Source organism: Streptococcus mitis (assembly GCF_009496285.1).
Classification (GTDB): Bacteria; Bacillota; Bacilli; order Lactobacillales; family Streptococcaceae; genus Streptococcus; species Streptococcus mitis_BP.
Map to the genome: position 1 here is coordinate 11644 of NZ_WIJK01000012.1, position 26968 is coordinate 38611.

The window sequence follows — 26968 nt, forward strand, 5'->3', positions numbered from 1 at the left end:
CATTAACGATTTTTAAAGAATGGTGGTGTTTCCAACTCATCTTCATCCGTAGCTGCTGGAACTTCAAAACGTTCCACTGGAGAAACAACTGGCTCTCCTTGACGAACGATAGCATCGCGTCTCAAGTCCCAGTCACCAAAAGCTGATGTCTTTGGAGCTTCTTGACGGCGATAACTTGGAGTTGGAATTTCTGCTGTATCAGCCATATCAAAATTACGATCAAAAGTCTGCGCATGACTAGTTCGAGCAGGTTCGCGGTGTGTTGCTTGGCGCGGTTGAGGAGTTACAACTTTCTCAACTTTATCCTGACGTACTCCTGTCGCAACAACCGTCACGCGGATTTCGTCTTTCATTGTCTCATCAATAGATGTTCCAAGCCAGATGTTAACTCCATGCCCAGCTGCTTGGTTAACAATCTCTGATGCTTCTTCAGCTTCAATCAAAGTCAAGTCCAAACCACCAGTTACGTTAACGATAACATCCTCAGCACCATCGATAGTTGTTTCAAGAAGTGGTGAGTAGATTGCTTTGCGAGCAGCTTCTACAACACGTTCTTCACCGCTGCCGATGCCAATTCCCATAAGGGCGTTACCTTTATTGGCCATAACAGTCTTAACGTCTGCAAAGTCCAAGTTGATCAAACCAGGATTTGTAATCAAATCTGTAATCCCTTGAACACCCTGACGAAGAACGTTATCTGCTTCACTCAATGCTTCAAGAAGTGGAGTCTTCTTGTCAACGATTTCTAGCAAGTTGTTGTTTGAGATAATCAAGAGTGTATCAACATGCTCACGAAGTTCGTTAATCCCTTCGATGGCAAATTGTCCACGTTTGCTTCCTTCAAAACCAAATGGGCGAGTAACAACACCGACTGTCAAAGCACCAAGACTTTTTGCAATACGAGCGATAACTGGTGCAGCACCTGTACCAGATCCTCCACCCATACCAGCAGTGATGAAGACCATATCAGCACCGCTGATTGCTTCTGTCAATACTTCTTCGCTTTCTTCCGCAGCTTTACGACCAACTTCAGGTTGACCTCCTGCACCAAGTCCGCGAGTCAATTTAGGGCCGAGCTGGATAACTGTCTCAGCTTTTGTACTGCTCAAAGCTTGTACATCTGTGTTGGCTGCGATAAATTCAACGCCAGAAACGCCTTCGTCAACCATACGGTTGATGGCATTTCCACCACCACCGCCGACACCGATTACTTTAATTACTGCACCTTGTGCTGCTGCTGTATCAAATGAAAATGTCATATTTATATTCCTCTATTTTATTCGTCAAACATGCTTCCAATCAAGCTACGGAAACGATCTGTTAATTTACCTTTGCTCTTTTCTTCTGATTGAAGAGGAGCTACTGGTTCAACAGATTGGTTTGTTTCAGGCTCAGGTGTTGTCACTGTATTAAATACTGGTCGTGGAGAAACAGGTGAAACAGGTTGAGCTGAACTTCTAAAGTCAAGTGGCTGGTGGCTTAAAGTATGTTCACCTCGAATTGCTCGCTGAGCTAGAACATTCACTTCAGTAAGGCTTCCAGCGAATTCTGACAAGCTAATGACATGGGCAAAAGCAGGATTGCGAATCCCAACTTGATTTGGTACGAATAACTTAACACGGACTCCAAATACTTCTTGGGCCAATTCAACGACACCTGGAAGGAGGGCATTCCCACCAATCAAAGCAATACCTCCTGGCAAGTCTAATAGGTGACGTCTTTCCAAATCTTGCTTAATTTGTTCAAAAATGTGCTTAAGTCTTGCCGAAATAATCTCAGCCAAGTATTCTTCAGTCACTTCAACTGGTTCAACTTCACCGATCACTTCAACTTGGAAAGCTTCCTTGCTAGCTAGTGGTGGATAAGCTTCACCATAGTTCAATTTTAGACCTTCTGCAATTTTCTTAGAAGTCTTAAGAACTTTTGAAATGTCTTTTGTGACATAATCGCCACCCTCTTGGTTGACATTTGTATATTGAAGTTCTTGGTTGCGAATAGTGGCAACAGTCGTTTGACCACCACCCATGTCGATAACAGTCGCACCAAACTCACGTTCACCTTCATTCAAGACAGAGTGAACCATTGCAAGAGGTGAAATAATCACGTTATCGACTTGAATGCCTACACGCTCTACAGTTTTACGAAGATTATGGAGAATCGTACGTGGGCCAGTGTACAAGAGACCGCGCATTTCCAAACGCACCCCCATCATTCCACGAGGATCACGAATTCCTTGGAATCCATCTACGACAAATTCCTCTGGAATAAAGGTGATAACTTCACGGTCTGGAGTCATACTTTTAGTCAAAGCTGATTTAACCACATTTTCAACATCTTGATCTGTAATTTCTCTTGTATCTGATGTCACCGGAATCATGCCTTGAGTTGGCTCAACTTGCAGCAAATTAGCTGGTAAACCAACGTTTACAGACTTGATTGAAATTCCTGCTTTTTCTTCGGCTTGAGAAATCGCAGACTTAATAGCAGTCGCTGCTGCTTCGATGTCAACGATAATCCCATCTTTGACACCTTTACTTTTGGCATTACTTACGCCAATTACATTTACTTCACCATTTACAAGCTCTGCAACCAACACTTTAATAGAGCTAGTTCCGATATCTAAGCCTGTAAAAAAACCATTCCTAGTCATTACACTGCGTCCTCTCTATCTTACCAGTTTCACACTTCTATTTTTAATAGCTACACCAAGGCATAACTACTCACAGAATATTATAACACAAAAAAAACATTCGTGCTCGAATTTTCTAACATTTACGCAAGCTTTTTCTTGAATTTTTATAATTATCCGACGATTTCATCGGTGGGTAAATAAAAAGAAAACGGCTGGGCAAACGCCCCCTTAAAATAAGAAAACGCATAATATCAGATGTTCAAAAAAAACTTGATACTATGCGTTTTATAACGGAAAGATTTACTCAATTTTATCTTCAAATTGAGTTTTTACCTCCTCCGACTTTTATTTGAAAAAAACAGTAAAAAAGCGCAAAAAATCACTTCTTGTCCTATACTATAATTGAATTGAATTTTTTTATTTTGGGCGTTAGAACTGTTTCCTCAGTCCTAGCGCCTTTTCTGTTTGATAAGTCTGCTTGATGGAGAGTAGTTTGTAAATGATTCTAAGAATCTTATGGGTGCAAGCAATGACGGATTTCATCTTATTTTGTCATGAGTTAGCAGGATCTGCCTGCTTAGAGTTTTATTAATCAAAATTTCATATTTTATTTCAAAAATATCCCTATTTTCTATTTAATTGTATTATTCCTTCATTAAAAAATTTAATATAATCAAAAAGATCAATATCTCTTTTTCCTACCAGTATATTTCTATATCCTAGTAGACTTTTCACTTGTATTTTACCATTAATTGTTTCATTAGCTTTTGGAATATGTATGGCAGACTTTATTTCTGGCATCTCCTTACTTACGAACACAACTTTATTTTTATAGGATAATTTATCAAATTCCAATATATCTTCATATGTACATCCATCCCGCTCTATCATGAAAATAAATAAATTGTCCAAATTTACTCTTCTCTTTCTTTCATTCCATTTATCTTTTAATTCTGAAAAATTTTTATAATGTAAACCATGTATCTCTATATCATTACATAAAGCGATCGGATAATCACCTGACCATTCTTTTTCCGCTAGTGGTTGCTCAAAATAGTAAGTCAAATTCTTACAAAACTTAACAAATGAGCTGGGTTCGATAAACAAGTTCACTGTTGGAGACATAAATTTAAGCCCTAATTTATGACTTATTACACCTCCAAGACAGTTAGAGCTTATTATCGTGAAGTCAGAATTTTTTAAATCTAATCTTTTCTTCTTAATCATATTAAATTCTAATGCTTTTAAAAAATATTTTATCATACTATTCTTCCCTCCATACTGATGAACTTGAATACCTTCCTCTTCACGGGTATAGATATTACCCGCGATGTGATTCCTTTTTCAATGACTTTTACTTTTTGCCTTTTAAGGTCGCTTCATGGACAAACACTGCACCAAAAAAGGCCCACACCTACAACAGATAATCGTACATCTTAAGCTCCTTTGGAGTTCATTATCCGCCTCTTTTATTAGACTAGAAAATCATTCTATTGCTTATCTCACTTCTTGTTTATAAAATTCTTTCAAGGCATCTTGCCAAGTTGGGATGACAAATCCTGTAGATTTGGCTTTGGCCAGACTCATCGTTGAGTTTAGGGGACGTTTAGCTTTGGCAGGAAATTGGCTTGAGTCTACTGGCTTGACTTCGACATCTGTATCTTTCAAAATTTCAACCGCAAAGTCATACCAAGTTGTGTCTCCCGTCGCATCATTTGACAAATGATAATAACCAAATTCCTTGCGATTTTCAGCTAGGAAAGTCATGAACTCGGCCAAGGTACGCGTCCAGGTTGGTCTACCATGTTGATCATTTACAACTGTCAAGGTCTTATGAGTTTTAGCAAGATTTTGCATTGTGAAGACGAAGTTTTTGCCGTAATTTCCAAAAACCCAGGCAGTACGGATAATATAGAAGTTTGAAACGTGTTTTTCTACAAGTTCCTCTCCCATACGCTTAGTACGACCATATTCAGTTTGAGGATCTGGTTTGTCATCCACTTCCCACTCCTGTCCAACTGGTTTCTTACCGTCAAAGACATAATCTGTAGAGATGTAGACTAGAGTTGCACCATGCTTTTCGGATGCTTTTGCGACATTTTCTGTCCCTGTCACATTGATGGCGAAGTCCAATTCTTTCCCTTCATCCTCTGCTGCATCAACAGCGGTGTAGGCTGCACAGTGGTAAACTAAAGTAGGTTTCACCTCTTCAAAAACTTTCTCCACCATTTCTGCATCGGTAATATCCATCTCAGCCACATCAACCGCAACATATTCCTCATTACGCTCATCTAATAAATAACGAAGGTCCGTTCCTAATTGGCCATTTGCCCCTGTAATTAAAATCATTTTTCTTCCTTTCAACTGATTCACAATTCTTCGGTATAGCAATAAAAAGCAGAAAGTTTCTGCCTTTTATTTTTCAAGAACCTCTTGTGTTTTAGCGTAGTTGGCTTCAACAGCTTCTTTTTCTCCTTGCCACCATTCTTGGTTATCTCTGTACCATTGAATGGTTTCTTTGAGACCTTGTTCGAAGTTGGTGAATTCTGGTTTCCAGCCCAACTCATCACGGAGCTTGCTTGCGTCAATCGCATAACGAAGGTCATGTCCTGCACGATCAGTCACATGATCATAGGCATCGGCAGGTTGTCCCATTTCCTTAAGGATTAGTTCCAAAACTTCCTTGTTGTTCTTCTCGCCATCAGCACCAATCAAGTAGGTTTCACCGATTTGCCCTTTTGTCAAGATTGTCCATACACCTGAAGAATGGTCATTGGTATGAATCCAGTCACGAACGTTCTTACCTTCACCGTAAAGTTTTGGCTTAATTCCACTTAGGATGTTGGTAATCTGACGTGGGATAAATTTTTCAATGTGTTGATAAGGACCGTAGTTATTTGAACAGTTAGAAATCGTTGCCTTGACTCCAAATGATCGTACCCAGGCTTTGACAATCAAGTCTGAAGCTGCCTTGGTTGAAGAGTAAGGAGAGCTTGGATTGTATTTGGTATCAGCGGTAAATTTCTCACCTGGACCTTCACCATGACCTGGCAAATCCTCACGTAGAGGAAGGTCTCCATAAACTTCATCTGTAGACACATGGTGGAAACGAATATTATATTTACGAGCTGCTTCCAAAAGAGTATAGGTTCCGATAAAGTTAGTATGAATAAACGGCGATGGATCATTGAGTGAATTATCATTGTGACTCTCAGCAGCATAGTGAACGATAGCATCTGCTTGAGCTGCCAACTTGTCTACCAACTCTGCATCCGCAATGTCCCCAACAACTAACTCAACACGATCACCTAAAATTTCCTCAATATTAGCGCGGTTCCCAGCATAAGTCAATTTGTCTAATACTGTCACATGAACATCTGGAAAATTCTTGTAAACATAGTGGACAAAGTTGGAACCGATAAAACCAGCTCCACCTGTCACGATAATTTTTTTGTATTCAGTCATATTAAAACTTCCTTTAGTTAGATAGTATTTCTTGATAACGATTTTTACAAGAATGATTTAGTTGTCTATAATTTCAGTTGTGTTTCAAAATCATGATAGTCGAATCCCTGTTCTTTCATTTTACTAATGAGAATACGATTGTCCTCTGAATCTCTATCTCTACCGTAAATTTGATTGTTTAACTTTCTAATTTGAGCATACTCAAAATAATCCTCTTCCTTAAAGTCATTTAAATAAGGTAAAATAAACTTTTCCATAATTCTATTCGCATCATCAAATCCTAGCCAATCAGGAACATATTTTTCTAGTATTTTTAATAAAAATTTATTAAATACTTCAATAATTCCTTTTTCTTTACAAATAAAATTAAAGAGTTTAATTTGGTCGGACGATATCCCGCCTAAATCTTTTATATTATCATCAGACATAATCATCTCTATATACTCTGATATACTATCCTTGGTATACCATAGAAAAAGATAATGATTGATTCCTTTAAACTTTTTCTCTATTCTTCCCTGAACATCTGAGTGTAGATATTGGTAATAATCTGGATAAAAGTTTAAAAATAAGATAAATTTATTGATAGGAATATCTAAATCAATTATATCTTTAATCTTATCTGACTTTAGTTTACCCTCAATAAAATCTTTAAAAAGTGCTTCATCTTGTTCTAAAACTTTGATTATAACGAATAGATTTAAAAAATTATTTTCCAACTCTTCATTATTCTTTTCAAAAGTCAACGTCCAAACATTTTTAAAGAATTTCTTTTTTAGTGGCATACTCATTCGTGAATAAAAACGATTATAAAAGTAATTATATTCATAATTATTATCTTTACTATCCTCATAAAAATTACGAATGTTAAAATGCGATTTTTTTTGTTCAAAAGACTCAAAAACTCTTTCAAGACCACGAGACATAAAATGTGCCGATTTAGTTAGTAAAGTTTCATAAATTTCCTTTATAAATCCAAGTGTTAATTCTCTTGTAGGTTGATAAATTTGTTGTTCTTTATCAAATGACGGATGAGCGCTCAAATTTCTTTTTAATTTTACTGCTTGAATAGTCGACCACAAATTATCATCAACAATTTCGAAATCCGTACTCTCATGCAATTTACCTAATAAAAAATTTTCCCATGAACTCTTATCATCAGAAGAATTTATTTTTTTATAAACTTCTTCCAATAGTTGCTTAGCATTTGAATCCTCATATTCATCTCGTAATTCTTCGAGTTTATACGTTAAATCATAAAGTATAACTGTATATAGAACAAGGATAGCGGCACGATAATTATGATTCTCATAACAACTGATTACTTCACTAAAATAACTTCTAATTTCTAAATTTTCAATCTGATTAATATCGAATAACGAATACTTCATATTTTACAAATCTTCTTTTTTCAAAGGTTTTACATCCTTAAGTAGTGGATGATTTTTATCAGCTTCTGAAACCTCTGCTTCTGCAAGATTTTCCCATTCAATGCCAAGGCTTGGGTCAGCGTAGTTCACAAAGGCATACTTAGGTTTGAGCTCGAGAGCCCAGTAGTCATTGACCAGATAACTATAAGAAACTGTATCTGATAGGACTTGGAAACCATTGGCCACACCTCTAGGAACAAAGATTCCCTTACTTGCATCAATGACTGTCTGATAGGTATTCCCAAAGGTTTCACCCTCGCGTAGATCAACCCAAGAACCCAGAACTTTCCCTCCATCTGCTACAGAGATGTACTTATCCCAAGGCTCTGCGTGGAGGCCTCGAAGGACATTTTTACGTGAGAAAGATACATTGTTTTGCAATTTTCCTTCTGCAAAGAAAGACTCTGGAAATCCAAGTGGAAGCATTTTTTCCTTTTGGAAATTTTCTTTAAACCAGCCACGATTATCTCCATGAACGGGAATATCGAACTCCAACATACCTGGAATTGCATCAACCTTACGTGCTGCAAGTGCCTTGCCGAAAAAATTATCTGTCATCTATGCTTCTCCAATCAAACGGAGCAGATACTGCCCGTATTCATTTTTCTTAAGTGGTTGGGCTAAGGTCAATACATCTTCGCGACTGATATAACCCATACGGTAAGCAATTTCTTCCAAGTTCGCCACCTGAACATTTTGCATTCGTTGAACTGTCTCGATGTACTGTGACGCCTCTAGCAAACTTTCATGAGTGCCAGTATCCAACCAAGCAAAGCCACGTCCCATAACCTCAACCGATAAATCTCCACGATCTAGGTAAGCCTTGTTGACATCTGTAATTTCCAATTCACCACGCGGGCTTGGTTTTATATTTTTGGCAATTTCTACCACATCATTATCGTAGAAATAGAGACCTGTAACTGCATAATTGGAACGAGGATGCTCTGGCTTTTCTTCGATAGAAATAGCGTTCATATCCTTGTCAAACTCAACAACGCCAAAGCGTTCTGGATCCTTCACATGATAGCCAAACACAGTTGCTCCTGACTCCTTACTAGCTGCCTTTTGTAGCATCTTCGAAAGGCCAGGACCATGATAGATATTGTCACCTAAGATCAGAGCAACACTATCATCGCCAATAAACTCTTCCCCAATGATAAAGGCTTGTGCCAAACCATCTGGACTCGGTTGCTCTGCATAAGAAAGTTTAATCCCAAACTCAGAGCCATCTTGCAAAAGTTCTTTGAAACGAGGCAAATCTTGAGGAGTTGAGATAATCAAAATATCCCTAATCCCAGCCAACATCAATGTTGAAAGTGGGTAGTAAATCATCGGTTTATCATAAACCGGCATCAGTTGTTTTGATGCAGCTCGAGTCAACGGATATAAACGTGTCCCCGAACCACCCGCGAGAATAATACCTTTCATAGTAGGGTACCTTTCTTTGTTGTTTTAGAGTCAATTACTATTAGTTGTGTACTGCTCTAAAAGGAAAATAATCATCACATTTTTTCAAATTATTATCTAAAAATTACAGAAAATTTCTTCTTTATCCATAAAAAATTCACTTATTTCATAGTACATTTAGTATAAAATGAAATAAGTGAATTCTACTTTGTTTATATACAATTAAAAGTCATTTCCTAACGATGTCTCAAATAACTGTGTAAGAGGCATAATTTCACCATTTCTTAGTTTTTCAATACTAAAATACATAGTAACTGGTTTTCCATTATAAATCGCCATCTCTCTAGGATCAATGAAACCCAGTTTTTCATAGAATTCTACAGCATCCTCTAAAGCATGAACTCTTACCCCTTTTATTGGTAACCAACAGTCAATAGTTAAAGATAATCGAAGTGCAAAGGTCACCAAAAGCGAACCAATCCCTCTTTTCTGGCAATCCTTGTGAACACCAAGATAGTCTATACTAATTCCCATCTCTTTACCCTGAGCGATGAAAGAAAATGATACTAGTCTACAAGAAATAAAACCTAGTAATTCAAAATTTTGATTTACAATAGCTAACACATGGCCTGATTCTTCATCGTATTTGTTGTAAATATCCAAAAAAACATCATTCAATTCTTGATATCCACAATCAAAAGCTCTAACATCCTCATCATTTAAAATAGATGATGAAGTACTTATTAATTTCAATTCATCAATAGAATCCAAAACAGGTAATTAGTGCGTCTCCTTACTAAACACTTTCAAACGTTTACTTTTCTCATTCAGTCGTCGTAATCTACGACTCACATCATCAGATAAGTCATACTCACCATTTAAAATAGATAAAATATGTTGTTTTTCTTCATCAGTCTTCTCTTCAGTAAGTACATCTTTAAAAATTACTGCCATTATTCTCACCTCACTTCGATGGTTAAAGTGTTGTTACTTTATTCTATCAAAAACTAGACACAAAAGCTACAATTTCTTATATCAGCATTTTTTAATAATAGTTCATTCTGACAAATCTTCTTTTATCTTTGTGGTTGATATTTCTTTTGTTCTAGGCAAATAAACTACTTCAACACCTTCTTCTTCAAGATAATCAAATTTACCTTTCCAATCATCACCCATCACAAAAGTATCAATATGGTATTCTTTGACATCTGACTTTTTCTGTTCCCAACTAGTTTCAGGGATTACTAGATCTACATATCGAATAGCTTCTACTAAATTTTTTCTGTGTTCATAGTTAAAGTAACATACTTTATTCTTTTCTTTTAAATTAAACTCATCACTTGAAACAACCACAATCAAGTAATCACCTAGTTGTTTAGCACGTTTCAACAGATTGATATGACCATAATGCAATAAATCAAATGTACCATATGTTATAACTCTTTTCATCTAAAGGTCTCCTTATTTATCATTCAAAAAATATAATTATTTCAATCAATAACCCTATTGTTTTTTTATTTTTTCTTCAATCCAATTAGCACACTGTACCGAGGCTTTTCCTCTATCAAAACGAACGTCCTCTAATTCATACAGACGAACTTTTTCATCATAATTACTTCTTTCAAAATCTCTAATAATTTCTATCAACTCATTGTTATGATACGCTCTTGGAAATGGCAATTTATAAAAATTATTATCCAATGGTCTATCGTTCACATATCTTTGATAATCTGGTAAATACAGAAATACTGGACGATTTAATAACATAAAATCAATCGAAGATGACGAATAATCCGTAATCATTACATCTGCACTCATCATCAAATCCTGAGGATTTGAATAGGTTGACACATTTATACAGTTTGTATCCTGCAAATTTATAAAACTAGAATCAACAATTGGATGAAGACGAACTAATATTTTTACATTTTTTCTAAATTTGTTTTGAAAAGCATGTATTAGTTTCGAGTAATCTAAATTATAGGCATCCAACGATCCATCATCTCTGAACGTCGGCATATACAAAACCACCAGTTCGTCTAAATCAATATCAAATAAACTTCTAAATTTTATGTTTGTAGTTTTGATTTTTTCACTTTTAAAAAAATCATCATTTCGAGGTAATCCAAATTCAAGAAACTCCACATCCTCTGTCAGCCAAAAATTATTTTGCATCCCCAAAGTTTGAAAGTGCCGACTTGATACGATACCGTCTGTAATCTTTCCATCATACTTCGCCATTCTAAGATAAGTTTTTTTTAGGCTCCCTGCAACACTTTTTTCAATTAACTTTACCCCATCTGAGCCATGCCAAGTTTGAAGATAAATCTGTCCTTTACGCTTCCAAGGTCGATCAGAACAGCGAATATTATCTACCCAAACTCTAGCTGTTAACCATTCGTAGAAAGAACGATAACTTCCATATTTTACTACACGAACACCTTTTGGGACAGAAATTTCTCTATCTTTTGATATCCATACAAGATCTAGATTATTTTCTCGAGAGACAAGTTCTTCAAGTATATACTTGGGATTATCTCCCAAACCTCTACCACCAAAATTATCAAACACTATTTTATTAGACTGAATAGGTAATAAATTCAACGGTAATGTAGAGACTTTTTTTAATAAATTTTTTATATAAAATTTCATATTTTTTTTATAAATTACTATTATTCATTAGTGGGTTCAAATTTACGGCATAAGACCGTAAATTCAAGAAATAAATATTTTATAGTTTCTGAGTTTCTAATTCTGTTTCCGTATTAGTTAGAGAAAAGAGCAGTAGATTTAGGATCCATAAAAAGTTATGATAAATCGAAATATTGTCCGTAAACCATATCAGCATCTGAAACATTGTCAAGACAAAATATATGAATGATTCTTTATGACCAATTTTTACAAATATACGTTTAGCATTTCTATAAAGGAGAGTATAAAAATAAATAGATAATCCTACAAATCCTATCTCAATGTAAGATTTCAAAATATCATTATGAATCCCCATTGATCCTGTAAGACCATTGATATTTAAAGTCATCCAATTATTATCCATCCATTTTGATGCAAAACCTACCCCTCTCCCCATAAATATAGGTGTAAAGCTATAGGTTGATTCAATTCCCTTCCATAAATCTGTTCTAGCCATCGAATTGATATTATGTTCTTGGATAAATGTATATATAAAACCAGATTTAATACTATAAACATAAAGGAATATTCCTGTTATAAATACTAAGGAAAAGGCATTTAATAAACTTAAAATTTTTCGTTCTTTCCCTAGTTTGCTCACTTTTTTATAATACCAATAAATTACTAAAAATACTGGTATGATAATTAACACACTCAAAAATACGATTCGTTTAAGACTTAAAAAGAGAATAATAAGAGCTATTAAGATCTTACGAAATACTGCAGAAAAACTATTTTCTTTTATAAAATATTGATACAGATAGTACAGAATAAAGAGAGCTGTAATTGGTGCTACCTCATGCATTTCTAGCACCGAACCATTGAAACTATCATCTGTTAACATCAAAATAAATTGACTAAGTCCTCCTTGACTATAGGCAACAATGATACTAGTTAAGTAACTAAGTGATATTGCTGTAAAAGTGTAATCTACTACTTTTTGTCCAAAAAATTGAAAAACAACCATAGCTTGAAAGATAGCTAATAAGCCAAAAATAGTCATACTTGACAATCTACTAAAATACCCACTAAATTGAACTGGATTCATTAGATGTAATAAAACTGAGTAAAAGAAGAGAACAATTGTTGGCATAGCTAATATCTTAGCAAGATATAATAATTTTTTATTAACAAAAATAACCTTTCCGAGACTTACTAATAATAAAATGAATAATACAATAATCAAAATACCAATATAATATTTTGTCATGTATGTTACAGGATACAGATGTTGTCTATCTGTAGCTAATTCTAAATACACTAACAATATATACAATATCGCGATTGGGTTAAATTTAAATTTCACTATTACTTCCTTTTAAATAAATGAGTACGTTCTAAAAAATTTGTTCGTAAACCAATAATTACCCTGTTTTTTGAAGAAAAGATGTACAAAATCAATAAACTAATATAAATAAAAGCTCCGACTATAATTTCAATAATAAGTGTAAGTAGCGATGTAGGTAAAATACTTGAAATAAGAATTAAGACCATATACATTACTGAACCAATAAGAAATAATATCCCAGCATTTATCAGATATTCTCTGATATGTAAATAATTTCTAGCGATCCACGTTTGATAGCAACATAGAACTAACTCTGCAACAATTGTTCCTATAACAGCTCCCATTGCTCCTATCTTCGGAATCAAAATAATATTAATCAAAATATTAACAACGGCTCCATAAAGCAAAGATACCGTATATTCCTTGTCAAAACTTCGTGGAATTAAAAACTGAGTTCGGATGACATTTCCAAAAGCCGAAAATACTAAAGCCGGTGTCATTCCTGCAATAATTTGGCTACTTGTCCTAAATTCTTCACCCCAATAAACAGGAGCAAAGGTTGCAGAAACTCCTGCTAAACCGAAAGCACAGCCCATTGTAATCACTAAAACGATCCACATCGTTTTATCAACATATTCTAAACTTTTTTGTTCATCACCTATACTCAGTAAATGTACTGTTCGAGGCAACATTACAGCTCCAAAGGCTTGAATCAGAGCTTTTGGAATACTAATGATCTTATCTGAATTCTCATAAAAAGCAGTTTCCTTCAAACTACTATACATTCCAAGCATTATTTTATCTAGAAACGAAAAAATACTAACCGCTAAGACGGGGAAAAATAAAATAATAATAGGTTTCATGTGTTTCTTTATTTTTCCAAGACTAGGGCGCACAAAGTTTACTTGTTTTAACAAAAATGGCCATGTAATCAACTGACCAAGCAGGGTACTCCCTGCCATTATAAAGGTATATAAATAGATATCATTAGGGCTTTTTACAAATGTAAAGATAGATATTAAAGTCAATAATTTAACAAATGAATTCCTAGCAACTGTAATACGAAACTCTTCAAGACCATAAAAAAACCAACTAACATCTGTTGCATACGATAAAACATGTAATACTTGGATATAGGCTACAATCTGAAAACTATTCACAAATACTGTTGCATAAATCAAATATGAGACGGTCATAACTAGTGAACACGTTAACTGAACCGCGTAAATATTCGAAAATTCCTGATTCAAATTTTCTCTACTTGTTCGTACCTGTGCTATTGTCCGATTCCCATAATTAGAAATCCCCAACATGGACAGAATCATAAAGTAAAAAGCAATAGAATAGGTAAAAGAATAAACTCCAATTTGCTCTGCACCTAACACACGCGCTAAGTAAGGTGAGGTAATAAACGGTACTATTACAGCTAAGATCTGATATAAGACATTGTAAACAATGTTTTTCTTTAAACTAGGCAAGATTCTCCCCTCTACTGATTCAGTAAGTAACTGTACAAGCTCTCAGATTTATCATTGTAATTTTTTTTATAATTTAATTTATGAAAATCAGAAATTTGACATAATTGCTGGTAACGTTCCTTTGAAAAATCATTATTTAATTCATCAACCATTATATGTGGTGCTGCGTTCGTATAGGTGGGTACAGACTGCCAAACATCCGAATAATGTTCAGCTACAATCGTGAACAGCAAATGAAAAACAAAATAATGTATTGCAATATTCTCTCTACACCAATATTCTACTAGCAACTTCTTCACAGATAGTATTAAAGGGTGATTTGCTGTTGAAGCAATCATCCAGCTTGATGATGAAATATTTTCTTCGATTGAAGATAGACTCTTATACATAAAAAATGGATTTTTTTCAATTAATTCCTTAATTGTACTACCAGTGCAATAAACTGTGGCATCTAACCAAATACCTCCATATTTAGATAAAATCTCAACACGCAAAACATCTGAAAAATTTGCGTTATTTATGATACCTTTATTCCACTTATACAAAATTTCTTCAGGAATTGTTACATACTGTTGAATAGTCTGAGCCGTTAATACTGTAATTTTATAATCTGGAAATTCTCTTTTAACAGACTTATAACATGATTTCACCAAATCTGGAGCATTCTCCATACCTTGAAACCAGCAAATCCAGATTTGCTTGGGAACTTTTTCTGATAAGTATGATTTATCAAAAGGGTTTGAAATTAAAGAACCGTATTTCTTTTTTAGTATTCTGTAGGCCCTATCTTCAAGTTGCACTTCTCGAATAGCCTTACTCCGAATCCACCACAAGGGCCAACGGTTACGTAAGGCGTGAATAACAACAGGAAAAAACGTTCCATTTTTTAAAGATAGTTTTAATTTTTCTATATTCATCGCCATAAAATCTATACACTCCGATTCCGATATTTTAATAAGGTTAAAGCTAAAAGCAACATCGACATATTATACTTAGCTAATACACAGATCAAACGTTTAGGAAAAGGTAAACGATGGATTGGATAGTGATACAAAACTGCTTTTGAGATAGGATCCTTACAAATCTGTCTAATTCTTTGCAAGCGTTTATGAATTCTAGAACTTTTATATAAGGATTCCTGAAAAATACATAAACGAATATTAGCAATTAAAATTCTCTCGATTCTTTCTTCCAAAATTTCTTGATTAGGTAATCCCTTAACTCTTTTTAATTGCTCGTTATACAAGATTTTATCCAACTCAAATCGATCTTCTTTATATTTCATACTTAAAGAACCAAAGTTTTCACGATAGTAGTATAAAATATCTGGGATAACAAGGGCGGATGTTGCTAATTTTAAACAATCAATTTGAAAAATAGCATCTTCTGAAATGAATTCTCTTTCCGAATGAAATAATAGCCCTTTATCCTTAAACAAAGAACGTTTATATACCCCTTTCCACACTGAAACACCTATCTTTCCATCTCCAATAAATTCTGGTGGTGAAGATATTACATCTGGTAAAAGTTCTGTGAAAATTGAATCATTTTTATAAAAAATGGAATCTAGGCTCTGATCAAGTGGTCCTATAATATTTCCTTTATTATCCACTCGATAAAAATTTTCACTATAAATCACGTCTGCATTAAAACGTTGTAAGTATGTATCATAAATTTCAAGCATCTCATATGAGACATAATCATCCGAATCAACAAAGACAATATAATCTCCTGTACAATTTTCAATACCTGTGTTACGTGCAAAACCAAGACCTTCATTGGTTTTATGTATTACTTTTATCCGATGATCTTTTTTCCCCCATTCTTCACAAAGACTTCCAGATGTGTCAGTAGAACCATCGTTTACCAAGATAAGTTCAAAATCTTTAAAAGACTGATTTACAAGAGTATTTAAACATTGAGATAAATAATTCTCTACATTATAAACTGGAACAACTACACTAAATGTAGGCATAAATTCTCTTCCTTTCAGAAATAGTTAAACACTATCTATAGGCCAGTATTCTAGCTGGTACTCCACCTATGATAACATTATCTGGAAACTGCTTAGTGACAACAGCATTCGCTCCAACAACACAACCTGAACCAATGCTGGACCCATCCAAAAAAACAGCTCCAGCACCAATCCAACAATTATGTCCTACTGATATTCCCTTTCGAGATACACCTTGTTCAACAATAAGTTTATTTAAATCACTATAATTATGATTTTCAGCATGAAAACGAACATTCTGACCTGCGATAACATTATCACCAATTGTGATACCTCCAGCAGAACCAAATAAACTATATTCTGAAAAAGATGAGTTCTTACCAACTTTCAAGCCAATCCCCATATTTTTTATAGATCCTGTTCCAATAATTTGAGAATAATCTCCAATCTTCACATTATCTGCAAAATGGATTCCTTCTTTCGACAGTGCATCTATAGACACCTTTTTACCAATTCGAACATTTTTCCCAACAAATAATTTACGCTTTGCTAAGATAGAAACTCCTTGTCCAATGAATAAACGCTTCCCCTTTTGACCAAATCCGATTCCACGTACAAATCCACGAAAGAGTCCAAAACCATAGTTCATACCTCTTTGTAGTATATACGCCATGGGTACATCAGGGTGAATGTCTACTGCTTTTCCAGTAATCTTTTTTATTAAGCTCTCAACTATCATTTATCACTCTTTCATAATACTGAATCACTTCTTTCGAGTGTTCATCTATAGTTTTTAATTTTGTATTTTCTATATCATTTTCTATAACTTTAACTACTAAGTCATTCTGATTTTTAAAAACATGTGTTTCTGGAAGTAAGTCTTTTGATCCAACATTTTCACTCACAAAAACATTTACCCCATAGGATAATGCTTCTACTGTTATCAATCCAAATGTCTCCTTCCACTTACTTGGAACAATAAGAATATCAATATTTTCATAGACACTATCAATCGTTTCCTTGGTAAAATATCCTTTTTGTTCAATGAATGAAGGACATTCTTCATTTGGAAAGTGACCATAAGTTGCAACTTCGTATAACTCTAGGTCTAAAGTTTTAGCAAACTCAATAAAATCAAAATATCCTTTATATTCTTCATCCGGACCAATATAAGCGACTCGAATTTTATCATTTGTAGTTGTCAATCTTTGATGCTGTTTAATTGAACTATTTGTTATAGATAATACTGTACTTTTGGTTGGTTTAATTTCATTTTGCTCATATACATTCTTTGCTAAACTACTATTAAACAAATAACCATCTATCAAATGGAACATCTCATTATAATAGTGTCGAAGCTCACTAAAATCTTGCTCCTCAATAACATCTCGAATAACTAAATTCTTTTTAGATTTTGGATTTTTCCCTAATAGTTTCAAAAGTTTACGAATAGTAGGATAAAATGAAATCTGAAAAAGTCTTAGTTTTTTCACACTTAAAGCATCGGAAGACATAATATTCCATGTTAAGTTTGTATTTTTATCACTATAATCCACCCCATTAAAATAGAAATGAGGTACGGGTGCTAATCCATAATAATCATGGCTCGTAAAAACCACTCTAATATTCAAGTTTTTAGCAATTTCGAGGAATTCTTTATGCAATCCCATAAACGAGTGAATATGTATAATGTCGGGTTGTACTTTTTCTAAAAAAGTACGATAAACATTTTTGTCACAAGATGCCAGGAAAGCAGTTGGATTGGATATACCTCCAAATAAAGCAAGAGGTAAGCTATTAAGCAGTTCATAACACTCAAACTTTCTTGATGATACCTTCTTTATTCCTACTTTTTTTGAAAGCAACCTAATATTTCCAGGATATAGGACAGTCACTTGATGACCTTGAGCAATTTGCTCTAGCATTAAATCCTCAGCATATTTAACCAAACCACCTGTTCGCTGGGGGTGAAATCCTAAAGTATAATGTAATATTTTCATATTTTAAATAAATTCTCGTAGTCTGTAACAATCTTTTCCCAAGTGAAAGCATCCGCAATTCTCTGATTTGATTGTCTATCTAACTCATCAATCATCTTTTCATCAAATTGTTCAACTTCCTCAATCACTTGTGATAGTTCGTCTTTTTTCCAATAGATGGCACTTTGCTCCCCAACTTCGCGGTTAAAACCAACATCAAGTAGTAGGTTCAACTTTGTTGACTCCAAAGCTTCAAGTAACGAAGGATTGGTTCCTCCAACTTCATGTCCATGGAAGTAAGCAAAGGCGTTTTCTCGAATATACTTCAGAAGTTCTTGATCATAGACTGTTCCAACAAATTTCACTCGTGGATCTTTATCAAAGCCAGTACTTGCTAATAACTGATTATAAAATTTATTCTGTTCTACATTTGTGATTAAGACAAAGTCCTTCTTAGAATTAGATGCTAAAAAACCACGTATCATAGACTCATAGTTATTCTCTGGAACAAAACGCCCTACAACTAGGTAATACTCGTTTTCAGAAACATTTTTCTCCTTGAACCAAGCACGCACTTTTTCATCACTGCTATTTAATGTGGAGCGTGTTGTATCTGTCCCATAAGCGATATAGGTTGTCTTAGGTTGATACTGTTTATAATCTTCTTGGACATATTTTTCAATATTCTTACTATCACACACTAAAAGATCTGCATGTTTGACCATAAGACCTTCCGAAATTTTCCAGTAACGACGAACCGGGGCGCTCCACTTAGCACGCAACCACTCATGACCATCTGGATTTACCAGAAGAGTCCCACCTATTGCTTGAATTTTTTTCTTGATTCCATGGATAAAAGGTCCAATGCGACAAGCTAAAATATAAAAGATAGGAGCTTCATCCTTATTTTCTTTAGCAATTTCAATCGCTCTGTTAATTGCAGCGATATCATACGCTATAGCTCGCGCTGGACCAATATTAGGTACATCGACGTTATAACAGATAGCACCGTTATGTTCAAAAACATCCTCAGTAATCCCTGACTTTGCAGAATTTTCACGCATACAAGCTACATAATATTGGATATCCTTATCTTGTTGAAAGGCTGTTAATTTTTCAACAAAGGTTTCAAAGCCCCCATATTTAGCAGGAATCCCTTTTGACCCTACGATATAGACAGTTTTTTTCATGTTACTCCTAATTTATAGATAGAGAGAGCAACGAGACTTACTTCGCTCCATCTCTCATCAACACAACTTTTACAGTTTTTAACAATATTTCAAAATCTTTCCAGATGGTCCAATCATCGATATAAGCCACATCCAGTTTCACGACTTCATCGAAGTTTGTAATTTCACTTCGACCACTAATTTGCCACAAACCTGTAATACCAGGTTTGAAGCTGAGACGACGTTTTTGTTCAGGTGTGTATTTTTCGTACTCATCTACAGTTGGTGGGCGTGTACCGACTAGACTCATGTCTCCAATTAAAACATTCCAAAATTGTGGTAATTCATCCAAACTCGTTTTTCGGATGAATTGTCCGATCTTAGTCACTCGAGGATCGTTATTGATCTTAAACATCCCACCTTGCATGGTATTTTGATCCATCAACTGTTCTTTAATAGCTTCAGCATCGACTCGCATCGAGCGGAATTTATAAAAGGTAAAGTGACGACCATTTTTTCCGATACGAGTTTGTGAAAAGATTGCAGGCCCTCCATCTTTCCGAATCAAGGGAACTAAAAATAGACTAGCAATTCCACAAAGGATCAACCCAACAATAGCACCACAAATGTCGAGGATGCGTTTGGCAATTATGTGACTTGGCTTGTAAAAATTTGTAGAAAATGTCACTACATTCAAACCAGCCATTTCATGAATTTGTTTATCTCGGCCTAAACTTTTATCGAAAGCATTTAAGTTAACTGTGACATCAATCCCCATTGTTTCAAACTGAGAAATAACAGCTCCAATATCATAGTCCTCACTTGGAAGATTGACAAAGACTTCATCCACCACTTCGTGTGTCGCATAGGTCAGTAACTGCTCCTTTGGTACCACAACCACCTTTTCATGGGTGAACTCTGGCATGTCTAAAACGCTTACCGCAACCAATTTCCCCTGAACATCATTAGCTGTTAATAATCGATCCAATACTTTTTCGGTACGTGACATCGCCGTAATCAACAAAATATTACGACTTCCCTTCAAATTATGTTTGAAGATTCTCCAATATTTCTTCACAAAGAAACTGAGTAGATAATTCAAAACACTATACAAGGAAAGCAAGTATACCATCCCTCGCCTTGAAATTACAAACTTTTCCTTCAAGAAAAAACTTGAAAAACTAATCAGCAGAGCATAAAAGATAATATATTTAATTGTTTCTACTAACTCCACATACTGACCACGTTTTAAAAAATCCTTACCGTAACCACTGATATAGAAGGCGACGAAGTGAAGAAAAAACAGAACAAATACTGTATTTAAAACAATGTCAGTTTCTGAAATTGCAATCAGTACATAAGCTAATAAACTAACAAGTATACTCTGCAAGAATGCCAGAGTTACATTGTAGAAACCCCTTCCTTCCATATCGAACTCCCTATCCTATTTTTACCTTTTCCCATAAGAACCGTAAGATCCGTATTTTTCTCGTTTAACATCAAATTTATTTAAAACAACACCCAAAAATGGGATCCCTGTTTGTTCTAACTGAACCTTAGCTTTTTGAACATCTCTTCTTTTTGTTCCACCAGCTTCTGTAACCAAAATCGATGCATCGCATTTTTGCACAATAATTGCTGCATCAATTACAACTCCGATTGGTGCTGTATCAACAATAATATAATCAAAATATTTCCGTAGTGTTTCAATCATCAATTCAAAATTAGCACTTTGAAGAAGAGCTGTTGGATTTGGAGAAGGTGACCCTGATTGGATCATAAATAAGTTATCAATGTTTGTTTCACAAAGACCATGAGATAAGTCTTGCGTTCCAGCAAGATAATCAGTTAAACCTGTGATTCGTTCTCTTGATTTGAATACTCCAGACATGACTGAATTTCGGATATCAGCATCAATCAGGAGTGTCTTGTAGCCTGCACGCGCAAAAGCCAAGGCAATATTTGTAGAAGTTGTCGATTTTCCTTCGCTTGGTTCAACAGAGGAAATCGTTATAACCTTTAAATTATCTCCACTCAACTGTATATTGGTACGTAAAGCATTGTAATATTCTTCTGCTTTTTTGGCAGAATCAAGTTTTTGTTTTGTTAATTCTAACTTCGCCATAAGTTCTCCCTTACTTTAATTTATCAAGATCTGGAATGACTCCAAGAAGTGAGATTTTCATTACATCTTCAATGTCTTCTGGACGTTTGACACGATCATCGAGCAACTCAACTAGTATAACGAGGACAATTACGACTCCTGCCCCTGCTCCAACCCCCATCAAGGTATTGCGACGAATATTTGGTGAGGATGGCCCAGTAGCTGGACGGGCTTCCTCCAAGGTAGTTACGTCAGAAACACGGGTTACAGAAATAATCTTTTGAGCCGCAACTTCTCGAAGAGCATTGGCGATACGGCTTGCTTCTTCTGGTTTAGTGTCAGTGACAGAAATAGATACGATACGTGTGTCTGCAGGGACGGTCACCTGAACCTTTTTAGCCAATGTTTTGGCATTAATCGTTAAGCTAAGATCTGATACGACTTTTTCCAAGACATCTTGGGAAAGGATAATCTCACGATAGTCCTTAACCAAATAGGCTCCCGCTTGTAAATCTTGATTCGTTAACCCAGGTTTATCTCCTTGAGGACGGTTGATAACATAGATACGAGTCGTACTTCTATACTCAGGCTTCACCACGAAACTACTATAAGCGAAGGAAGCAGTTCCTGCTAAGATAGCCACAAGAAGAACGAGCAGTTTCTTTTTCCACAGTCCTTTTAACAACTGAATCACATTAATTTCGATAATTTCTTGTTCTTTCATTATAACTCCTAAATAATTTGATCTTTAATGATTTTTTCGGGATTTAACATAAAGAGTTCCCGAGCTTTACCCAATCCATACTTTTTACTTACGATTTCGTAGGCTTCTTTCATATAAGGTGGACGACTATCCAGATTATGCATATCACTAGCAACTATATGAACCAAGTCTCGCTCCAAGAAATAGCGAGCACGTTTTTTCATGAATTTATAGGTATCTCCAAAAAGTTTTGGTTTAAGGATACTTGAACTATTAACTTGTGTATAGCAACCCATATTAATAAGCTCTTTAACCCTTTTTTCGTTGTTTTCCAAAGCATCGTAACGCTCTATATGAGCTATTACTGGAGTTATTCCTAGCATGAGCACATTGGTTAATGCATTATGGATTTCACGATAAGGGGTGTTCATACTAAATTCGATTAAGGCATAGCGTGTGCCGTTTAATTGTGGAATCTGCTGATTTTCTAGTTTCTTCAAGGCGTCACTAGTGTAATAGATTTCCGCTCCATACAAAATCCTTAAGTCAGGGGCAATCTCCTTAGCCAGCTCCTTGACAACTTTAAAATTCCTTGCAATTTCATCCTCCGGAGTTTCGAACATCCCCTTTCGACGGTGTGATGTCGAAACGATGGTGCGAACTCCTTGAGCGTAGGCTTCTTCAAGAAGGGATTTGCTTTCTGCCCAATCTTGAGGCCCGTCGTCTACATCAAAAACTATGTGCGAATGGATATCAATCATCTTATCTACCTTCCATGATATCTTTGATCTCTGTTTTTAAAGTTTCCAAACTATTAGTATCCACTTCTAACATATATAGACTGCTATCCGGCATGGCATAGGAAGGGAGATCCATACGACCAGTCCCTTTCAGATCTCGAGTGATAACAGTATATTTACCGCCACTTTCCAGTTGAGCATTTACCAAGCTTACCATTGTTTCAGGTGGCATATTTGTTTGCACTGAATCTTGCAAGCTTTGCATAATGCCATCAAAATTCTTCAAAGCTTCTGTTGAGGTTAGTTTCTGAATTATAGCAGAAATGACTTTTTGCTGGTTACGGCCACGATCCCCATCACCGTTTGCTAATGAATAACGCTCGCGCACAAATCCCAGAGCTTGTTCAGAGTCTAGATGAACATTACCAACAGGGAAATGATATTTGCCATGAAGCGATGTAAACTCTTGATCGTTATAAACATCTACCCCACCTAGTAAATCGATCAATTTCAAGAAGGAGGTGAAATTAAGTCGTGCATAGTAATTCAAGTCAATACCATAGAGATTTTCTAAAGTATGGATTGATGCATCCACACCATAAATACCTGCATGGGTCAATTTATCATTTTGATTATTTCCACCATCAGCTATGGGCACATAAGCATCACGAGGAGTCGTTGTCAAGAGAATCTTCTTAGTCTCTTGATTGACAGTCATGATGATATTGACATCCGAACGTGACACTGAGCTGATCGGTCCATAAGTATCAATCCCACTAATGTAAAGGTTAAAGGCCTTGTTTTGAGAAATCTTAGGCGCCTCAACAGTCTTGGTTAATTCCTTAGTGTAAATCTTTTTAATCTTCTTGGCGTGGTCTGGATATTCTTGTTCAATCAGGTTTTCAAAAACACTATTCAAGACAATTGCCTTAGAGTCTCCCGCCAAGAGACTCTTATAAGCCGCAAGATATGAAGAGCTCTCTTCAACAGACAAGTCTTTACTCTGAGTTGCTTTAATATCATCTAGCAACTTTTGGATGTTTTCAGAATCTGTCCCAGTTGGAGCTGTCACACTGGAAAGTTGTGACACATTGCCAATTTCACTATCTGCCAAGACTGCAACACTGATAGAATAACTAGAATAATTGGATGTCGCATTTAATTGATTGGCCAAACTAATGAACTGTTGAACTCCAATCAAGGCTAGTGAGCTGGTCATGATAGATAGCACGAGCATGATTAAAGTAAAAATCTTAGCTTTTCTATTTAAAATCAAAAACAAGGCTACTAGTGCAATGATCACCATAACAGCAGCTAGAAGAAGATTGGCATAACTAACAGCTAAGATATGATATCTGAATATTAAAAACAACAAAAAACAAGCGAGTACTACATATACAAGCAACAAAGTAATATTGAAGCTTTGTTGAAACTTACTCGTTTTACTTTCTTTTGAACGTCTTCCCACCTTACACCTCTATTAAACATTTTATTTTTATTATATCACAAAGTAACACTGGATGCTATTAACACCTGAAATGCAACCGTTTTATTTGACCTTAAAAGCAAAAATATTATATTTTAATCATTAAACACCTCAAAGTTTTTCAAAAAAAAGCTCAAATCTAAAAAAATGGTGCTACAGAAATCGGTATACGAGATCTTGTTGTCTCAGTCCCAGTCCTACAACTCTCCAATAATCTTCTGGATTTCTGAATGCTGTAGCTAGAGAAAAGCTAAAATAACTTTTGAAAGGTCAAAAAGCCCCAAAACTAGTAATTGCCAATTTAGAGACTCATTACATGCAAAAAAGGCTAGGATTTGATCCCGGCCTCTTTTTATCTTATTTGACGTGATTTTCAAGCTCTTTTTGACTCTGTTCGACTGCTTTTTTACGTTCTTGTTCCCATTTGGCTTTAGCTTCGTCAAACTGGGCAATGGTAACCACATCTTTCTGCAGCCTCATGTATTTATAGTTACTTCCAGTTCCTTTGATCCCGACTAGTGAGTATGCTCGTGTAAATGGCGTCACACGTGTCACTGAAGCTCCACCACCATCTGAAGTCACAGGGATTAGAAGAGAACTGTCAATCAACCATGCTTGCGCATCTGCATAGTTTTCATAGCGTTTGGCTACATCTGAGCTTTCTGCATCTGCCGCTTTCAATTTCTGAGTGTATTGATCCATTCCTAGGCCTGTAATCTTGTCAGCATCCTTACTTGGATCAAGTCCCAAAATCTTAAGATAGAAACCATCTTCTGCATTGAAAGGATTGAGGTAAGTCGAAGGATCTTGGTAGTCTGCTGACCATCCATCCAAGTTCAAATCATAGTCATGATCAGCTGGTGTCGGTGCTTGGAAAGTCGCATTGGCATAGTCTTCAGTTGAAACTAAAACTACATCAATCACCACATTTTCAGCTCCAAGTGTGGATTCCACAGATTGTTTGAGTGAATAAAGCTTAGGAAGCAAGGTTTTGTTGACCTGATCCACTGGCAAATCCAAATGAATCGGGAAGGTTACACCTTGAGCCTCTAGTTCTTTTTTAGCTTCTGCAAATTGAGCTTGCGCTTTTTCTTTATTGAAGTAAGCATCTTGGGCATCTTCAAGATTCATATTTGTCCATTGTGTACCATAGTTGACCAGCTTAGATGCAACTGTCTCACCAAAAGTCTTATCTCCTACTTGTACAAAAGTAGGTGGCACAAGTGTGTTACGAAGGGTGTTTTTCGCAGCTTCTTCACCATTAGACTGAGCTGAGTAAGATGTACGATCAAGGGCGAAGTTGATAGCTTGACGGAAGTTTTTATTTGAAACAGCAGCCTGAGTAGCTTGTTTTTGTTCATCGCTGGTCTTAGCTGTGAAATTATAAGACTGACGATTAACGTTAAAGTTATAGTACCAAGAAGTTGCACCTTGCAAGCTATAGACGATATTGTCCTTGTATTTTTCCTTTGTCTTAGCAAAGTTTGAACTATTTGGGTAGACACCTGCAGATGAGTAGGCTCCACTTTCAAAGTTACGAATCGTCATATCTTGGTCAGAACCGTCAACATAGGCCAACTTAACTCTTTCAATAGTCACTTTTTCTTGATCATAGTAATGAGGGTTTTTCATATACTCAAGTGATGATTTAGATGTGAATTCTTTTAGCAAGTATGGACCGCTATAGAGAATACTATCTGCTTTTAACTCACCAAATGCTTTATCTTTAGAAGTCAAGAATTCTTCATTAACTGGGAACAAAATGCTATTTGTGGTCTTAGAATTCCAGAAAGGTTCTGGACGTGTCAAGGTATATTGGACAGTATAGTCATCCAAGGCTTTGACACCGACATTTGAAAAGTCAGTATTTGCGCCTGTCACATAATCATCCAAACCTTTGATTGAGTTTTGAATCAAATCCAGCGCTTGACTCTTATTATCAGCAGCGTATTTGATACCAGTTACAAAGTCCTGAGCTTTGATAGGTGCATATTCCTCCCCATCGGCCGTGAACCACTTGGCATCTTGGCGAAGTTTGTAAGTATAGGTCAAACCATCCTTTGAAACACTCCAATCTTCTGCAAGGGCAGGAACAAGATTTCCGTAGTTGTCATTTTCTAAAAGACCATCTACCAAGTTGGTGATAACATTGGTATTGTCACCTGAATAGTCCAAAAGGTAGTTAAATGTTGTTGGGTCAGCCCCAAAGGTTGAAGAATAGGTCTTGTCATCCGACGCAGACTGGCCACAAGCCGTTAGCAAGATAGCTGCAGCAAGAGTCAAACCTGCTCCTAATAAGCGTTTTTTCATGCCCATGATTTACTTTCTCCTTATATGTTAGGTTTTATAACATGTATATATTTTAACAAATTTTGTACCAAAAGTAAAGTTATTTAATTTTTAGCACTTTCAAACCATAAAAAAACAGAGAACCCCCGTCGC

At 35.6% G+C, this 26968-nt stretch carries 25 protein-coding genes; all 25 read right to left on the reverse strand.

The window, feature by feature from the left end:
- Positions 1 to 2: 2 nt before the first annotated feature.
- The gene (gene ftsZ, locus GEZ89_RS05190) at positions 3 to 1259 is read right to left on the reverse strand and encodes a cell division protein FtsZ (RefSeq protein WP_075231296.1); all 1257 of its coding nucleotides are present in this window, start codon (positions 1257 to 1259) and stop codon (positions 3 to 5) included.
- Positions 1260 to 1276: 17 nt separating this feature from the next.
- Positions 1277 to 2650, reverse strand: a complete 1374-nt coding sequence (ftsA, locus tag GEZ89_RS05195; protein ID WP_153225222.1) for a cell division protein FtsA — start codon at positions 2648 to 2650, stop codon at positions 1277 to 1279.
- 606 nt (positions 2651 to 3256) lie between these two features.
- Positions 3257 to 3895 (reverse strand): DUF1919 domain-containing protein, encoded by a 639-nt coding sequence (locus GEZ89_RS05200; protein ID WP_075231294.1) that lies wholly within the window; start codon positions 3893 to 3895, stop codon positions 3257 to 3259.
- 234 nt (positions 3896 to 4129) lie between these two features.
- Positions 4130 to 4981, reverse strand: a complete 852-nt coding sequence (gene rfbD / locus GEZ89_RS05205; protein WP_153225223.1) for a dTDP-4-dehydrorhamnose reductase — start codon at positions 4979 to 4981, stop codon at positions 4130 to 4132.
- Between the two features lie 66 nt (positions 4982 to 5047).
- Positions 5048 to 6097 (reverse strand): dTDP-glucose 4,6-dehydratase, encoded by a 1050-nt coding sequence (rfbB, locus tag GEZ89_RS05210; protein WP_153225224.1) that lies wholly within the window; start codon positions 6095 to 6097, stop codon positions 5048 to 5050.
- 65 nt (positions 6098 to 6162) lie between these two features.
- A complete protein-coding gene (locus GEZ89_RS05215) occupies positions 6163 to 7488 on the reverse strand; it encodes a hypothetical protein (RefSeq protein ID WP_153225225.1) in 1326 nt (441 codons plus the stop codon).
- A gap of 3 nt (positions 7489 to 7491) precedes the next feature.
- A complete protein-coding gene (locus GEZ89_RS05220; protein WP_153225226.1) occupies positions 7492 to 8085 on the reverse strand; it encodes a dTDP-4-dehydrorhamnose 3,5-epimerase family protein in 594 nt (197 codons plus the stop codon).
- Entirely contained in the window at positions 8086 to 8955 is an 870-nt protein-coding gene (gene rfbA / locus GEZ89_RS05225; RefSeq protein WP_153225227.1) for a glucose-1-phosphate thymidylyltransferase RfbA, read from the reverse strand.
- Between the two features lie 201 nt (positions 8956 to 9156).
- A complete protein-coding gene (locus GEZ89_RS05230) occupies positions 9157 to 9705 on the reverse strand; it encodes a GNAT family N-acetyltransferase (RefSeq protein WP_153225228.1) in 549 nt (182 codons plus the stop codon).
- 9 nt (positions 9706 to 9714) lie between these two features.
- Positions 9715 to 9888, reverse strand: coding sequence for a hypothetical protein (locus GEZ89_RS09565; RefSeq protein ID WP_194251832.1), 174 nt, complete (start codon positions 9886 to 9888; stop codon positions 9715 to 9717).
- A gap of 102 nt (positions 9889 to 9990) precedes the next feature.
- A complete protein-coding gene (gene tagD / locus GEZ89_RS05235; RefSeq protein ID WP_075231289.1) occupies positions 9991 to 10383 on the reverse strand; it encodes a glycerol-3-phosphate cytidylyltransferase in 393 nt (130 codons plus the stop codon).
- A gap of 54 nt (positions 10384 to 10437) precedes the next feature.
- Positions 10438 to 11586, reverse strand: coding sequence for a CDP-glycerol glycerophosphotransferase family protein (locus GEZ89_RS05240; RefSeq protein WP_153225229.1), 1149 nt, complete (start codon positions 11584 to 11586; stop codon positions 10438 to 10440).
- A gap of 79 nt (positions 11587 to 11665) precedes the next feature.
- Positions 11666 to 12931: an O-antigen ligase family protein gene (locus GEZ89_RS05245; RefSeq protein ID WP_261072783.1), complete on the reverse strand. Its 1266-nt coding sequence runs from the start codon at positions 12929 to 12931 to the stop codon at positions 11666 to 11668.
- 2 nt (positions 12932 to 12933) lie between these two features.
- Positions 12934 to 14391, reverse strand: a complete 1458-nt coding sequence (locus tag GEZ89_RS05250; RefSeq protein ID WP_153225230.1) for an oligosaccharide flippase family protein — start codon at positions 14389 to 14391, stop codon at positions 12934 to 12936.
- 11 nt (positions 14392 to 14402) lie between these two features.
- The gene (locus GEZ89_RS05255) at positions 14403 to 15314 is read right to left on the reverse strand and encodes a capsular polysaccharide synthesis protein (protein ID WP_101785388.1); all 912 of its coding nucleotides are present in this window, start codon (positions 15312 to 15314) and stop codon (positions 14403 to 14405) included.
- Between the two features lie 5 nt (positions 15315 to 15319).
- Entirely contained in the window at positions 15320 to 16366 is a 1047-nt protein-coding gene (locus tag GEZ89_RS05260) for a glycosyltransferase family 2 protein (protein ID WP_033680703.1), read from the reverse strand.
- A 31-nt stretch (positions 16367 to 16397) separates the two neighbouring features.
- On the reverse strand, positions 16398 to 17084 hold the full coding sequence (locus GEZ89_RS05265) for an acyltransferase (protein WP_033680704.1): 687 nt from the start codon (positions 17082 to 17084) through the stop codon (positions 16398 to 16400).
- Positions 17074 to 18345, reverse strand: a complete 1272-nt coding sequence (locus GEZ89_RS05270) for a glycosyltransferase family 4 protein (RefSeq protein ID WP_153225231.1) — start codon at positions 18343 to 18345, stop codon at positions 17074 to 17076. The genes GEZ89_RS05265 and GEZ89_RS05270 overlap by 11 nt, the downstream gene beginning before the upstream one ends.
- Positions 18342 to 19514 (reverse strand): beta 1-4 rhamnosyltransferase Cps2T, encoded by a 1173-nt coding sequence (gene cps2T / locus GEZ89_RS05275; protein WP_153225232.1) that lies wholly within the window; start codon positions 19512 to 19514, stop codon positions 18342 to 18344. Before cps2T ends, GEZ89_RS05270 begins: the two co-directional genes overlap by 4 nt.
- Before the next feature lie 37 nt (positions 19515 to 19551).
- Positions 19552 to 20922: a sugar transferase gene (locus GEZ89_RS05280; protein ID WP_153225233.1), complete on the reverse strand. Its 1371-nt coding sequence runs from the start codon at positions 20920 to 20922 to the stop codon at positions 19552 to 19554.
- 21 nt (positions 20923 to 20943) lie between these two features.
- Positions 20944 to 21618: a tyrosine-protein kinase gene (locus GEZ89_RS05285; RefSeq protein ID WP_075231280.1), complete on the reverse strand. Its 675-nt coding sequence runs from the start codon at positions 21616 to 21618 to the stop codon at positions 20944 to 20946.
- Between the two features lie 10 nt (positions 21619 to 21628).
- A complete protein-coding gene (locus tag GEZ89_RS05290) occupies positions 21629 to 22321 on the reverse strand; it encodes a CspC family polysaccharide chain length determinant protein (RefSeq protein ID WP_153225234.1) in 693 nt (230 codons plus the stop codon).
- Positions 22322 to 22329: 8 nt separating this feature from the next.
- Positions 22330 to 23061 carry a capsular polysaccharide biosynthesis protein Cps4B gene (gene cps4B / locus GEZ89_RS05295; protein WP_153225235.1) on the reverse strand — a complete coding sequence of 244 codons (732 nt, stop codon included), beginning with the start codon at positions 23059 to 23061 and terminating at the stop codon, positions 22330 to 22332.
- A 1-nt stretch (position 23062) separates the two neighbouring features.
- Complete coding sequence (locus GEZ89_RS05300) at positions 23063 to 24508, reverse strand: LCP family protein (protein ID WP_322741489.1); 1446 nt, start codon at positions 24506 to 24508, stop codon at positions 23063 to 23065.
- A gap of 375 nt (positions 24509 to 24883) precedes the next feature.
- The gene (locus GEZ89_RS05305; protein ID WP_153225236.1) at positions 24884 to 26842 is read right to left on the reverse strand and encodes a peptide ABC transporter substrate-binding protein; all 1959 of its coding nucleotides are present in this window, start codon (positions 26840 to 26842) and stop codon (positions 24884 to 24886) included.
- Between the last annotated feature and the right edge of the window lie 126 nt (positions 26843 to 26968).

Excerpts from the sequence above, each read along its gene's own strand:
- ftsZ (WP_075231296.1), bottom strand. The coding sequence starts at position 1,259 with ATGACATTTTCATTTGATACAGCAGCAGCACAAGGTGCAGTAATTAAA.
- ftsA (WP_153225222.1), bottom strand. The coding sequence starts at position 2,650 with ATGACTAGGAATGGTTTTTTTACAGGCTTAGATATCGGAACTAGCTCT.
- GEZ89_RS05200 (WP_075231294.1), bottom strand. The coding sequence starts at position 3,895 with ATGATAAAATATTTTTTAAAAGCATTAGAATTTAATATGATTAAGAAG.
- rfbD (WP_153225223.1), bottom strand. The coding sequence starts at position 4,981 with ATGATTTTAATTACAGGGGCAAATGGCCAATTAGGAACGGACCTTCGT.
- rfbB (WP_153225224.1), bottom strand. The coding sequence starts at position 6,097 with ATGACTGAATACAAAAAAATTATCGTGACAGGTGGAGCTGGTTTTATC.
- GEZ89_RS05215 (WP_153225225.1), bottom strand. The coding sequence starts at position 7,488 with ATGAAGTATTCGTTATTCGATATTAATCAGATTGAAAATTTAGAAATT.
- GEZ89_RS05220 (WP_153225226.1), bottom strand. The coding sequence starts at position 8,085 with ATGACAGATAATTTTTTCGGCAAGGCACTTGCAGCACGTAAGGTTGAT.
- rfbA (WP_153225227.1), bottom strand. The coding sequence starts at position 8,955 with ATGAAAGGTATTATTCTCGCGGGTGGTTCGGGGACACGTTTATATCCG.
- GEZ89_RS09565 (WP_194251832.1), bottom strand. The coding sequence starts at position 9,888 with ATGGCAGTAATTTTTAAAGATGTACTTACTGAAGAGAAGACTGATGAA.
- tagD (WP_075231289.1), bottom strand. The coding sequence starts at position 10,383 with ATGAAAAGAGTTATAACATATGGTACATTTGATTTATTGCATTATGGT.
- GEZ89_RS05240 (WP_153225229.1), bottom strand. The coding sequence starts at position 11,586 with ATGAAATTTTATATAAAAAATTTATTAAAAAAAGTCTCTACATTACCG.
- GEZ89_RS05255 (WP_101785388.1), bottom strand. The coding sequence starts at position 15,314 with ATGGCGATGAATATAGAAAAATTAAAACTATCTTTAAAAAATGGAACG.
- GEZ89_RS05260 (WP_033680703.1), bottom strand. The coding sequence starts at position 16,366 with ATGCCTACATTTAGTGTAGTTGTTCCAGTTTATAATGTAGAGAATTAT.
- GEZ89_RS05265 (WP_033680704.1), bottom strand. The coding sequence starts at position 17,084 with ATGATAGTTGAGAGCTTAATAAAAAAGATTACTGGAAAAGCAGTAGAC.
- GEZ89_RS05270 (WP_153225231.1), bottom strand. The coding sequence starts at position 18,345 with ATGAAAATATTACATTATACTTTAGGATTTCACCCCCAGCGAACAGGT.
- cps2T (WP_153225232.1), bottom strand. The coding sequence starts at position 19,514 with ATGAAAAAAACTGTCTATATCGTAGGGTCAAAAGGGATTCCTGCTAAA.
- GEZ89_RS05280 (WP_153225233.1), bottom strand. The coding sequence starts at position 20,922 with ATGGAAGGAAGGGGTTTCTACAATGTAACTCTGGCATTCTTGCAGAGT.
- GEZ89_RS05285 (WP_075231280.1), bottom strand. The coding sequence starts at position 21,618 with ATGGCGAAGTTAGAATTAACAAAACAAAAACTTGATTCTGCCAAAAAA.
- GEZ89_RS05290 (WP_153225234.1), bottom strand. The coding sequence starts at position 22,321 with ATGAAAGAACAAGAAATTATCGAAATTAATGTGATTCAGTTGTTAAAA.
- cps4B (WP_153225235.1), bottom strand. The coding sequence starts at position 23,061 with ATGATTGATATCCATTCGCACATAGTTTTTGATGTAGACGACGGGCCT.
- GEZ89_RS05305 (WP_153225236.1), bottom strand. The coding sequence starts at position 26,842 with ATGGGCATGAAAAAACGCTTATTAGGAGCAGGTTTGACTCTTGCTGCA.